The sequence below is a fragment of the Paenibacillus sp. FSL W8-0186 genome (assembly GCF_037969765.1).
Classification (GTDB): Bacteria; Bacillota; Bacilli; order Paenibacillales; family Paenibacillaceae; genus Fontibacillus; species Fontibacillus woosongensis.
Genome location: NZ_CP150207.1, coordinates 894326 through 906460, shown reverse-complemented (window position 1 = coordinate 906460; position 12135 = coordinate 894326). Strand labels below are relative to the sequence as shown.

At 52.1% G+C, this 12135-nt stretch carries 10 protein-coding genes; 7 read left to right on the top strand and 3 right to left on the bottom strand.

The window, feature by feature from the left end:
- Nucleotides 1-357 precede the first annotated feature (357 nt).
- The 4 genes from MKX50_RS03780 (at nt 358) to MKX50_RS03765 (ending at nt 5035) form a co-directional block, all read left to right on the top strand.
- On the top strand, nt 358-1266 hold the full coding sequence (locus MKX50_RS03780; protein WP_339158463.1) for an FMN-binding protein: 909 nt from the start codon (nt 358-360) through the stop codon (nt 1264-1266).
- A gap of 195 nt (nt 1267-1461) precedes the next feature.
- A complete protein-coding gene (locus MKX50_RS03775) occupies nt 1462-3339 on the top strand; it encodes an FAD-dependent oxidoreductase (RefSeq protein WP_213595091.1) in 1878 nt (625 codons plus the stop codon).
- Nucleotides 3340-3502: 163 nt separating this feature from the next.
- Nucleotides 3503-3955: a hypothetical protein gene (locus tag MKX50_RS03770; RefSeq protein WP_213594889.1), complete on the top strand. Its 453-nt coding sequence runs from the start codon at nt 3503-3505 to the stop codon at nt 3953-3955.
- Between the two features lie 99 nt (nt 3956-4054).
- Nucleotides 4055-5035 (top strand): polyprenyl synthetase family protein, encoded by a 981-nt coding sequence (locus MKX50_RS03765; protein WP_339158461.1) that lies wholly within the window; start codon nt 4055-4057, stop codon nt 5033-5035.
- Between the two features lie 226 nt (nt 5036-5261).
- On the opposite strand, the gene MKX50_RS03760 is transcribed toward MKX50_RS03765, so the two are convergent.
- On the bottom strand, nt 5262-5573 hold the full coding sequence (locus MKX50_RS03760; protein ID WP_339158460.1) for a hypothetical protein: 312 nt from the start codon (nt 5571-5573) through the stop codon (nt 5262-5264).
- A 97-nt stretch (nt 5574-5670) separates the two neighbouring features.
- Here MKX50_RS03760 and MKX50_RS03755 point away from each other — a divergent pair, with 97 nt between their 5' ends.
- The 3 genes from MKX50_RS03755 (at nt 5671) to MKX50_RS03745 (ending at nt 8956) form a co-directional block, all read left to right on the top strand.
- Nucleotides 5671-6627, top strand: a complete 957-nt coding sequence (locus MKX50_RS03755; RefSeq protein WP_339158459.1) for a sugar ABC transporter permease — start codon at nt 5671-5673, stop codon at nt 6625-6627.
- Nucleotides 6624-7454, top strand: coding sequence for a carbohydrate ABC transporter permease (locus MKX50_RS03750; RefSeq protein ID WP_339158458.1), 831 nt, complete (start codon nt 6624-6626; stop codon nt 7452-7454). The genes MKX50_RS03755 and MKX50_RS03750 overlap by 4 nt, the downstream gene beginning before the upstream one ends.
- A gap of 83 nt (nt 7455-7537) precedes the next feature.
- A complete protein-coding gene (locus tag MKX50_RS03745; protein ID WP_213594881.1) occupies nt 7538-8956 on the top strand; it encodes an ABC transporter substrate-binding protein in 1419 nt (472 codons plus the stop codon).
- Nucleotides 8957-9021: 65 nt separating this feature from the next.
- On the opposite strand, the gene MKX50_RS03740 is transcribed toward MKX50_RS03745, so the two are convergent.
- Both MKX50_RS03740 and MKX50_RS03735 read right to left on the bottom strand, forming a co-directional pair.
- Nucleotides 9022-9894: a UbiA-like polyprenyltransferase gene (locus MKX50_RS03740; protein WP_213594879.1), complete on the bottom strand. Its 873-nt coding sequence runs from the start codon at nt 9892-9894 to the stop codon at nt 9022-9024.
- Between the two features lie 154 nt (nt 9895-10048).
- Nucleotides 10049-11332, bottom strand: coding sequence for an aspartate aminotransferase family protein (locus tag MKX50_RS03735; RefSeq protein ID WP_339158457.1), 1284 nt, complete (start codon nt 11330-11332; stop codon nt 10049-10051).
- Nucleotides 11333-12135 lie beyond the last annotated feature (803 nt).

Here is a 12135-nt window from a genome sequence, read left to right as displayed (position 1 = left end):
ATGTATTTCAGGTCATTAAACGAGGGGAGATGGCTATCTTGGGCTGGATTCTTGATTTTAGGTGCATAAAATCCATTTAACCCCTTGAAACATTCGCTCTGGGCCGAATTAGATACATGAATTCCATCTAGTATATGACACCGTTAATGGCTCACTGCTTAGTGGCTCACTGCTTAGTGACTCACTACTTAGTGGCACGCAGCTTATATAGGCTGAACTATAGATTGGAACAGGCGCACTCAAAGGTATTTGCTTGTTTATCCTGGACACCTGATTTTCCTTATTAAATATCCCCTACGTTATTAAAATGGTTCACATTTTAATATATACAATTTTATTATTTGGAGGTCATTTAACATGAAAAAAGCATCCATTCTACTATGCAGCGCTTTACTGCTAGGACTTCTTGCAGGGTGCGGGGCCAAAAATGAAGCTAATACGGCGAATCCGGCCAACAACGCTCCAGCTGCCGAGAACAGCTCTGCCAACGCTTCAGCCGAAGCTCCAGCTGCAGAAGGCAAATTCCAGGACGGTCTATACTTCGCCATGGGTAAGGAAGATCCAAAATCCGGCTGGCAATACTTCGTGAAGCTGCAGGTGGAAGGCGGCAAAATCACGGACGTCGATTGGAATGGCACCAACGCAACCGTTCCGGTAGACAAAGTTACTTATTCCGAACAAGGCAAATACGGCATGAAGGAAAAAGGAAACGCGCAGGCAGAATGGCATGAACAAGCGGCCAAAGCGATCGCTTTCCTGATTGAGAAGCAAGACACGAAGGCCGTAACCCTTGATGCCGAGGGCAGAACCGATGCTATTTCCGGCGTATCCATTCACGTTAACGATTTGTTCGACCTGGCTGACCAGGCGCTGGCTGCAGGCCCAATCCAGCCAGGACCTTACAAAGATGGCAACTACCACGCCGAAGAAGACAAATTCGCCGAGAAATCCGGCTGGAAAGAAACCGTTGACGTCATCGTATCCGCAGGAAACATCGTCAGAGTGAACTTCAGCGGCGTAAACGAAGCTGGTGAAGATAAGAAACAAAACTCCATCGACGGCAAGTACGGCATGGTTGCTAATGGCGGCGCGCAAGCAGAATGGCATGAGCAAGCTGCCAAAGCCGAGCAATATCTTGTTGAGAAACAAGATCCAGCTGCGGTTAGCTTCAATGACGAAGGCAAAACAGATGCCATCTCCGGCGTATCGATCAGCTTGAAGTCATACTACGATCTTGCAGCCAAAGCGCTTGAGCAAGCTAAATAATACTAGTCTTAAATCATTCGCTATATAAGATGAACTAAAGAATGAGATGCGGGCAATCTATTTCATCCAAGAAATCTAGGAGCAACAGCGATCGTAAGGACATTTTACGTACCTACCCCGCATCGAATTCAACAGTTCAGCTTATATAGCAGCACATCTCCACGATTACCAGCCTAAAGTAAGAAGGTGAATATGTTGAAGAAAATAGTCGTTCTTGGCGGCGGTTACGGCGGTGTCGTCACCTCGAAGCATCTGGCCAAATTGTTCAAAAAAGACAAAGATGTCGAGATTCAGTTGATTGACAAGAACCCGTACCATACGCTGCTGACGGAATTGCACGAAGTCGCGGCAAACCGGGCACCCGAGGATTCCATTCAGATTGATTTAAAGAAAATTTTCGCGGGACAGAAAGTGGATGTCGTCCTGGACTACATCGACAACATTGATTTTAAAGCGAAAGAGCTTCGCTCCAAGAAACAAACGTACAAATACGATTACCTCGTTATCGGTACCGGCTGTAAGCCAACGTTCTTCGGCATTCCAGGCGCCGAGGAGCATGCGATGACCTTATGGTCTTATGAGGACGCTGTAAAGCTGAAAATACAGGTTCGCCGCATGTTCAGCGAAGCTGCCAAGGAAACGGATCCGGCGATCCGCAAGAAGAAGCTTTCCTTCGTCGTCGTCGGAGCAGGCTTTACCGGCGTAGAGCTCGTTGGCGAGCTTGCCGAATTCCGCGATGAGCTGTGCAAGGAATTCTACATCGATCCGAGCGAGGTTCGCCTCGTCGTGGCGGATATGGCGCCAAAAATTCTGCCGATTCTCCCAGATAAACTGATCGGCAAGGCGGTCAAACGCCTGAATAAAATGAATGTCGAAATCGTAACGAGCGCCAAAATTACCGGCGTTACGAAATCGAGCGTCCTGCTTGGAGAGAAGGAGCTTGAAGCGGCAACAATCGTCTGGACGGCGGGTGTTGAAGGCTCCGACCTTGTCGGCAAGCTCGACGTGCAGCAGGAAGGCCGCAAACGGATCGTTACGAACGACAAGCTGCAAAGCGTGGATCATGAGGACGTATACATCGTTGGCGACAACATCTTCTATATCCCGGAAGGCGAGACGCGTCCGGTTCCGCAAATGGTCGAAAATGCCGAGCAAGCAGGTCCGCTCATTGCTCATAACATTTATGCGGACGTCAAGGGCAAACCGAAGAAGTCCTACAAGCCAGGCTTCCACGGTACGATGGTCTGCATCGGCAGCCGCTACGGCGTAGCGAATGTGGGACTGCCGAATAAGATGTTCATGGTCAGCGGATTCATGGCGATGCTCTTCAAGCACTTGATCAATATGTACTATCTGTTCACGGTGGTTGGCTTCAATAAAGTATGGACTTATATGATGCATGAATTTTTCCATGTGAACAATCGCCGAAGCTTCGTAGGCGGCCATTTCGCCAAGCGTTCACCTAACTTCTGGCTGCTGCCGCTCCGGGTATTCGTCGGCTACAAATGGCTGCAGGAAGGTCTCGACAAGCTGCCTAAAGTGCTCAAGAACCCTTCCGAAATCTTTCTGATTCCGGCGCCGCCAAATGCCGGCGATGCGATATCCGCGGCAAGCGAAGCGGCGCAGGCCGTGACGACAACCGTTGACGCTCAAGCGGCCGCATCCGCCGTAGAAAGCGCGTCTACCGCCGTTACGGCACTCCCGGTACCCGGATTTATCACGAATACGGTGAACTGGTTTATGGGTCTCTTCTTCTATACATCCGACGGCGGCTATACCGGACTTGCGACCGTATTCCAAACCGGTATGGTATTTGCAGAAATCATTATCGGCCTCCTGCTGATTGCCGGCCTGTTCACCGCAGTGTCCTCCATCATCACGGTTGGACTCGGCATCATGATCTGGTCCTCGAGCATGGCATCGGGCGAAATGCTCTGGTACATGACAGCTGGCGTAGCGCTGATTGGCGGATCAGGCAGCATGTTCGGACTTGACTACTACGTACTGCCTTGGCTCAAGAAGCATTGGAAGAGAATACCGCTCGTTCGCAGATGGTATCTTTATACGGATTAAGCATTACAACTGCACACAGTTATGCCCCTTATTCCAGAGTAATGTGCGGTTGCCGCGCATTACTCTGATTTTTAACCGAGGATGATCGTGAGTGGATATGAAACCGCCGAAACCGGTGCGAAATCCCCTGCAAACCCTACCTGCTTGTTAAGGAGTGTTTCTTATGATTACTGCTCTCATTCAAGATGCTTGTCAATTATTGCAGGGCGACATTTCGCCCGACACCGGCATTACCCTTAATTTGGACCGTGAGGATGTGCTAACAGCGGCCCATCTGCTCCTGCAGTATGATTTGCCAGCGGAGCGGCAAATTCGTTTGCTCTCCATTTACATGGCCATCAAGCTCGCTCTCCAGCGCCACTGGGATTGCCAGCTGCTTGAGCCCGGCGACGAGCTCACCCGCAAAGTGCTGGATGGCGACTATTTATACAGCTTTTACGTGCAGCAATGCCTGCGCTATGACGAATTCAGTCTCCTCGCCCACTTGGCCCCTACGGTGAAGCAAATTCAAATCAAGCGAGTCGAGGGACGTCCGGAAGATGAGCGGCTGGAGAAATCCTTCGAAGTATTCCTTCGCCTGGAGCATCATCGCAACACTACCCGAAAGGCGATTTAGCGGCTTGCGGTTTAGCGGTGGCGGTTTGGCGATTTGGCGATTTGGCGATTTGGCGATTAAGTTATTTTAGCGGTGACTTATGACGAGGAGGGGAACAGGATGAACCTGCATGAACAGCTCGGCATCTCCATTAGAGCGGTAGATAAAGAAATCGAGAATATGGTGAAATTCGATAAGGATGTTCCCCGCTCCTCGGAGCTGGCCCGCAGTATTCTCGAGCTTATTCGCTCGGGCGGCAAACGGGTTCGCCCATTGATGGTGATCGCAGGAAGCCGCTTCGGTCCCTCACCCGACGAACGCAAGACATGGAGATTGGCCGCTGCTGCCGAGTTCATCCATGCCGCTTCCCTGATTCATGACGACATTATCGACGATTCGCCAGTTCGCCGGGGCGACACAGCGATGCATATCAAGCTCGGGATCAGCCGGGCGATCCACGTCGGCAATTATATGTCGGCCCGGGTGATCGAGTTGATCTCCGCCTATTCCGCAGAACGCGATCGCTATGCTTACGATCTGTCTTCACTGGTTACAACGCAGCTCTGCCTGGGTGAATATCAGCAATTATCCCATCTGTTTGATTACGACGTAACGATTGAGCAATACCTGGAAAAATCAAAAAATAAAACCGCCCAGCTCATGGCCGCCTGCCTGCGGATCGGAGCGCTGTCCGCCGGTGCAGACGAGGAAACGGCTGGCCTGCTGTACAGCTTCGGAGAGAAGCTGGGCATGTCCTTCCAAATTCGCGACGATATTCTGGATTTCACCCAGTCCTCGGCGAAGCTGGGCAAACCTGCGGGCAGCGACCTGCGCAGCGGCCAAGTGACGCTCCCCGTCCTGTTCGCACTGCAGGATGAAGGGCTTGCACCTAGAATCCGGTCGATAGGCGCGCATACGCCGGCCGAATATACGAACGAAGTCATTGCCGCAATTCAAAGCTGCGGGGCGCTCCAGCAAACCGAGGCGTTAAGCCAGCAGTATTTGGACGAGGCGCAGCAAATCATCGATCAATTAAGCAGCTATCCGGCCCACCGGGATTTACAGGCGCTGCTCAGCTTCTTTGGGGGCCGGGATAAATAAGCCGCAGGTTCTGTTATATTCAATAGAAGGCACCTCTCGTCATCATCGAGGTGTCTTCTTCTATTTTTCTTATTCTATTTTCTATGAACTGTTGAAATTAACATGGGGCCGTTACGTAAATATTCCTTTTATCGCTGCGTGCTACTATGCTATATCTACTAAGCTGTGTCTCGCACTAAATGGAATTCATGTAGCTAATTATGCTCTAAGCGCATGTTTCAGGGGATTAGATGGATCTTATGCACCTAAAATCAAGAATCCAGTCCATATTGGCTATTCTCCTTCTTTTAATGACATGAAATCCACTTAAATCTGCTCCTCCTTTCTTGACGCAGAAACTAACTGCTAAAAATCCATTTAAATAAGGTGAACCTGTGGAATGAATGCGGACAAATGCGTAAAATGCTGCTGCCATCCCTGCTGCTCCTAGATTTTCTGGACGATATAGGTTCGCAGCTTTGCTCTCCTTGCCTACATCAGCCTTTGGTTCATCAATATAGTTTCTATTTTTTCTATCTTTTTTATCGTGATCTCCCAAAAATTTAACCGCCGCTTAACCCCGCGTTGATGCCATGTTAATTCCCCCTGTCTAAACTAGGGATGATCTTTGTACGCTAGTCAAGGAGGGAACCGCTATGAACACCACCGTCAGAAACGCACCAGCTCCTGCTGCAGTCACCGCTCGCTCCTACAAGTCTGCTTATCGGAATGGGTTAACGGCAAGCTTGAAAGAGCATGCGCTGGCTTATCTTTTTCTCGCTCCGTCCATCGTAATTTTCGGCCTTTTTCTCTTATATCCCCTCGTTAAATCGGTATACCTCAGCTTCTTCCTGACCGATCCCCGCGGCAATATTGCCGCTTACGTCGGACTGGACAATTTCAGGCAGCTCCTGGGCTCGGCTCAGTTCTGGAATAGCCTGGAGGTTACTGGCAAATTTGTGCTGCTCACCGTTCCGGGCGGGCTTGTCCTCGGCCTGATCATGGCTGCGCTCGCCCATTCCCGCCTCAGAGGGATGCGCCTGTTCCAGTTTATATTCTCTCTTCCTCTCGCCGTCTCGGTCAGCACCTCGGCGGTCATCTGGATGATGCTGTTCCATCCTACGCTGGGGATGTTCAATTATTTCCTCGATCTGGCGGGGCTTCCCGCAGTACAATGGCTGACCGATTCGCGCTGGGCGCTGATATCGATTTCCGTCATGACAATCTGGATGAATTCCGGCTTTAATTTCATCGTATTGCTCAGCGGCCTGCAAGGCATTCCTGAGGATATGTACGACAGCGCCAAGGTAGACGGAGCGGGACCCATTCGCACGTTTATCCGCATCATTCTGCCCTTGTTGTCGCCCACGCTCTTCTTTCTGCTGATCGTCTCGGTCATCGGTTCGTTTCAGGCGTTTGGGCAGATGCATATTTTGACGAAAGGCGGCCCTGCAGGCTCAACTGAAGTGTTCGTCTATTCCATTTACAAGGAAGCCTTTGTCAATTACCAATTCGGTACGGGCAGCGCCATGGCCATCATCCTGTTTCTGCTCATTCTGGCCTTAACGCTCATTCAGTTCACCATTTTGGAAAAGAAGGTGCATTATCAATGACGCTGTTCCGTCCGCTGCTGCGCCACGGCACGGTATATTTCTTCCTGTGCTTGCTGTCGCTGTTCATTATCTATCCGCTGCTGTACACCTTTCTCTCGGTTTTCATGACGCCGGAAGAGACAAGCCAGTTCCCGCCGGCCATCTTCCCGTCCAGCTTGTATTGGGGCAGCCTGGAGGCGGTCATCCGGCTAATCCCGGTGTTTCGCTTCATCGCTAACAGCTTCCTTGTCTCGACGCTGGTCATGATCGGACAACTGATTACGGCCAGCCTGGCCGCCTATGCTTTCGCTTTCATCGCTTTTCGCGGCAAGGCGTTCTGGTTCGCGGTCTTTCTGTCGACGATGATGATTCCTTGGGAAGTGACGATGATCCCGAATTTCCTCCTGATCAAATCATGGAACTGGCTCGATTCTTATCCCGGGCTCGTCTTCCCTTTCCTTGCATCCGCTTTTGGCGTGTTCCTGCTGCGGCAATTTTTCCTGCAGCTGCCCCGGGAGCTGTTCGAAGCGGCACGCATCGACGGTTGCGGTCATACGCGCTACTTCGCCGGCATCGTTCTGCCGCTGGCCAGGCCGGGCCTCGCGACGCTGGCCGTATACGTGTTCCTGAACACCTGGAATAGTTATTTATGGCCGCTGCTCATTACGAACACCGCCAACATGCGCACCGTGCAAATCGGCATCAGCATGCTGCAGTTTGAGGAAATGACCGCCTGGAACGTTGTTATTGCCGGAGTTGCACTCGTGCTGCTTCCTTCCCTGCTGCTCATCGTCCTCGGGTTAAAGCAGCTTGTACGCGGGTTAACGGCCGGGGCGATCAAGGGATAGCTTTTCTATACAGCAACTCCCGTCCTACGGGCGGATGATTATAAATGATACTAATGCAGATCAAAAGGGAGAGAAGAAACCAAATGAAACCGAATCCGTTCAAGCTAAAGCGCTCATTTTTGCTGATCACGATTTTGCTGCTGTCCATGCTCGCATCCGCCTGCGGCGGAGCTGGAGGAAATTCAGGAGCCGGTACGGGCGGGGAAGCCTCGGCCAGTAATGCGGCTGGTTCCAGCAACGCAAAAAGCGGCGGTAATGCCGCACCAGCCGGCAAAACGAAGGTCGTGTGGTGGCACTCGATGGGCGGCGAGCTTGGCACTGCCGCAGATCAGCTCGTGGCTGATTTCAATGCCTCCCAGGACAAGGTGGAGGTTGAGGCGATTTTTCAGGGCACTTACGATGAAAGCTTGAACAAAATGAAAGCCTCGATGGATTCCAAATCGGGCCCATCCCTCATTCAGGTGTACGAGATTGGCTCCCGCTTCATGATCGATTCCGGCGCCATTACCCCGGTGCAGCAGTTCATCGATGCAGAGAACTACGATCTCAGCCATTTGGAAGAGAATATTATGAATTACTATACATTTGATGGCAAGCAGTACTCCATGCCCTTTAATACTTCGAACCCGATTCTGTATTACAACAAGGACTTGTTCAAAGCCGCAGGCCTTGATCCCAACAAAGCCCCAGCCACTTATGAGGAGTTAAAAAAAGCAGCCGAAGCGCTGAGTAAGAACGGAGCCCCTGCCTCCTTCGCCATTTACGGCTGGTTTATGGAGCAGTTTTTCGCGAATCAAGGTGCTGAGTACGTCGACAACGGCAACGGCCGCACCGCTGCGGCAACCCAGTCTCTCGTCAACGAAGAGGCCGGCGTAAAAACACTGGAATGGTGGAAGGGCCTCATCGACAGCCAGGCCGCTATTAATCTAGGACGTAAAACCGATGACACAAAAAAAGCCTTTGTTGCCGGACAGGTCAGCATGACGCTCGACTCCACGGCAGGGCTGCGGGGCATTGTAGACAGCGTAGGCGACAAGTTCGAGGTAGGCACTGCGTTCCTTCCTAAGCCGGACGGCAGCTCTGATGGAGGCGTCATTATCGGCGGAGCAAGCTTATGGGTATTAAATAATAAGCCGGCAGAAGAGCAGCAGGCTGCCTGGGAGTTCATCAAGTACCTCGCCGAGCCGCAGACGCAAGCCAAATGGCACATCGCGACTGGATACTTCCCGATCACAAAGAAGGCTTACGACGAGCAGATCGTGAAGGACAATTTGGCCAAATATCCGCAATTCCAGACGGCGGTCGACCAGCTTCATGCCAGCAAGCCTAGCCTGGCTACACAGGGTGCGGTCATGGGCGTATTCCCGGAGGCCCGCCAAATCGTCGAAAGCGCCATCGAGGAAGCGCTCGGCGGCAGCAAATCCACCAAGCAGGCGCTGGACGATGCCGCCAAGGCGATTACAGATAAGATTGGCAACTATAATAAAACGGTGAAAAAATAAGTTGCATACAGCGGCAGCTCCCCTTCGGTATTGGAGGGGAGCTGTTGTTATGGCAGGCGCTTTTTTTATCCCAGATAGAAATCAATTAATGTCATGAATAAAATCACCATGCTAATCACCTGATTCAGATTGTAAGAGGCGATCTTCATGACCTGCCGGTTGCCCGGCTTAATGATGCGATGTTCCGTGAGCAGGAGAACGACGGCGACGCCGATGCCAATGCCGTACGTCCAGCCGAGCCCCCGCAGCGGGATAAGGGCGAGCAGCAGCAGGACCATCAGCAGATGGAGCGCCGCGGCGATGCGCAGGCCGTTCTTCAGGCCAAAATAGCTGGGAATCGACCATAATCCGTGCTTGCGGTCGAATTCGATGTCCTGCGAGCCGTAGATGATGTCAAAGCCCGCGATCCACAGCATGACGATCGTTCCGAGCACAAACGGCGTAAATGCAAATTTGCCGGTCACCGCAAACCAGGCGCCAATCGGCGCGGAAGCTATGGTAAACCCTAGATACAAGTGGCTCAAATAGGTAAACCGCTTTGTATAGGAGTACGACGAGATCAGGAAAATCGCCACCGGAGACAGCAGGAAGCATAGCGGATTCAGCATCGCCGAGGCGGCGATAAAGATGCCGTAGTTAATAACGACGAACATCAGCACCTCCTTCGCCTCCAGCAATTGCTGCGGCAAATGGCGGTGTGCCGTACGCGGGTTCTGAGCATCGTATATCCGGTCCACGACCCGGTTAAAGGCGTTCGCTCCATTGCGCGCAGCCACCAGGGCGATCAGGCCCCAGATCATCACATGCACGGACGGCAGGCCGTTCGCCGCCCAGACCATCGAAATGATGGCGAAGGGCAGCGAGAACAACGTATGCGAGAACATGACCAGCTCGCTATACAGCTTGATTTTCGACCCGACTTTGCGGGCGTATTCCATAGCTTCCACACTCCTTGGCACAGTAGCAGCGGACGCTACTCCGCCCACGAGACGGGTTGCTTCCGCCCTATTCGATTGATAATGACGCAATAACTTCCGCCCTATTCTGATAATGACTCAATATACTGAGAAAAATCGTTCATTTCATTTGGGCTCATATGAAGGAGCGCAGCGTCTCCTCCAAGGCGGTGAGCATGCACGCAATATCCTCCTCCGTGATGACCAGCGGCGGTTGAAAGGCCAGGACGTTGCGATCCACACCGTTTTTGCCGATGATGAATCCTCTGTCCTTCATCTGTTCCAATACGTCGTCTACCAGTGCGGCGCCATGCGGCGGATCTTCTCCGCACAGCTCGGCGCCGATCATCAGGCCCGCTCCGCGCACCTCCGTGATGGCTTGCGGGTAGCGAGCGGCCAAACTGCGCAGGCCTTCCTGCAGGATGCCTCCAAGCTGCTTAGAGCGCTGCACCAGCCGGTGGGATTCGATGTAGTCCAGCACTGCCAGGGCGGTTACGGCCGATACCGGGTTGCCGCCAAACGTGGACGCCGAAGGCCGATTGAAGCTGGCGGCGATCTCGTCTGTCGTGGCGAATGCGGCAACCGGCACGCCGTTGCCGAGCGCTTTCGCCATCGTGACGATGTCCGGCTGCACGCCGTAGTGCTCGATCGCGAACATCTCCCCCGTCCGGCCGAAGCCGGTCTGGATTTCGTCCGCGATGAAGAGCACATCGTGCTGCGCCAGCAGCGCCTTCACTTCGGCGAAATACCCCGCCGGCGGCACGATGATGCCCGCATTGCCCTGAATCGGCTCGGCGATCATGGCGGCGATTTCACCGCCCTTCTCTTCGAGCACCTTCCTCAGGGCAGCGAGGGAGCGCTGTGCCGCCTCTTCTCCGCTCATTCCCCGTTCATAAGGCCGGGGAATGAATGTCACGTCCCGATCCGCCTCCAGCTGCGGATCGGTCCGCCACATGCGCAGGCCCGTCACGCTCATCGTCAAATAGGTGCGGCCGTGCAGGCCTTGCTCCAGCGCGATGAAGCCTCTTTTTCCCGTATGCAGACGGGCCAGCAGCAGAGCCCCTTCATTGGCCTCTGAACCGCTGTTCACGAAGAAGGTGCACTTCAATGTTCCTGGCAGCACCTCCGCCATACGCTGCGCCAAGTCGGCGTTCGGCTGGGTCAAATATATGGTGCACGTATGCTGGAGTGTTCTCAGCTGCTCCTCCGTGCGTCTAACGATATCGGGGTTGCAATGGCCGCAAGCAACGACGGATACCCCCGCAAAAAAATCCGTGTACCTCCGGTTCTCGTGATCGTACAGGTATTGCATCTCCCCTTTGACGATTTGCGGCGGAGTCTGGTAAAAGTGACTCGTGCACGGGTAAAAATGCTGCTGCCGTTGTTGCAGGATGTGATCTGGTCCGCTGTATTGCGCCATTTTCGTTTCCGCTCCTTTTTGTTGACGATAGAGTGGGATGTAAGAATAGAGTACTAACTGTATTTTAGGTATCTAAAAGTGGGCCATTTCGCATTTTCGCCTCATTACATGGATTTCTTGCAGTTAAAAACCAGGCTCCCGCTAGATAGGTATGATATATCCCGGTTTAAATGCAGGAAATCCAGTTAATCCCGCCTAAATCGTAGAAGTCTCATAAATAACTGCATAAAATACAGTTAATTTATCGTGTCTGGGGCCAGATAGTCTTTTGTCGTTCTTGTCTTACACCTATACTTTACTGCTACTGCTGATACTGCTGCTATTGCTACTGCTCTTGCTCTTCCACCTACTGCTACTGTGGGACATTTGGCGATCAATAAGACCCTTAGGGTACTTTTTATATATTTGGTGCTGGGGTGCGTTGTAAGAACAGAATACTAACTGTATTTCATGTATCTAAAAGTGGGCCATTTCGCATTTTCGCCTCACTAAGTGGATTTCTTGCAGTTAAAAGCCAGGCTCCCGCTAGACAGGTATGATATATCCCGGTTTAGATGCAGGAAATCCAGTTAATCCCGCCTCAAACGTAGAAGTCTCTTAAATAACTGCATGAAATACAGTTAATTTATCGTGTCTGGGGCCAGATAGTCTTTTGTCGTTCTTGTCTTTACAGCTACACTTTACTGCTAATGCTGATACGGCACTGCTGCTATTGTTGCTATTGCTACTGCTCTTGCACTTGCTCTTGCTCTTGTACATATACCTACACCTACACCTGCTCTTGCTTCTATTTCTACTTCTAC

What these genes read in the sequence shown, in the direction of transcription:
- MKX50_RS03780 (WP_339158463.1), top strand. Translation starts at nt 358, where the DNA reads ATGAAAAAAGCATCCATTCTACTATGCAGCGCTTTACTGCTAGGACTT.
- MKX50_RS03770 (WP_213594889.1), top strand. Translation starts at nt 3,503, where the DNA reads ATGATTACTGCTCTCATTCAAGATGCTTGTCAATTATTGCAGGGCGAC.
- MKX50_RS03765 (WP_339158461.1), top strand. Translation starts at nt 4,055, where the DNA reads ATGAACCTGCATGAACAGCTCGGCATCTCCATTAGAGCGGTAGATAAA.
- MKX50_RS03755 (WP_339158459.1), top strand. Translation starts at nt 5,671, where the DNA reads ATGAACACCACCGTCAGAAACGCACCAGCTCCTGCTGCAGTCACCGCT.
- MKX50_RS03750 (WP_339158458.1), top strand. Translation starts at nt 6,624, where the DNA reads ATGACGCTGTTCCGTCCGCTGCTGCGCCACGGCACGGTATATTTCTTC.
- MKX50_RS03745 (WP_213594881.1), top strand. Translation starts at nt 7,538, where the DNA reads ATGAAACCGAATCCGTTCAAGCTAAAGCGCTCATTTTTGCTGATCACG.
- MKX50_RS03740 (WP_213594879.1), bottom strand. Translation starts at nt 9,894, where the DNA reads ATGGAATACGCCCGCAAAGTCGGGTCGAAAATCAAGCTGTATAGCGAG.
- MKX50_RS03735 (WP_339158457.1), bottom strand. Translation starts at nt 11,332, where the DNA reads ATGGCGCAATACAGCGGACCAGATCACATCCTGCAACAACGGCAGCAG.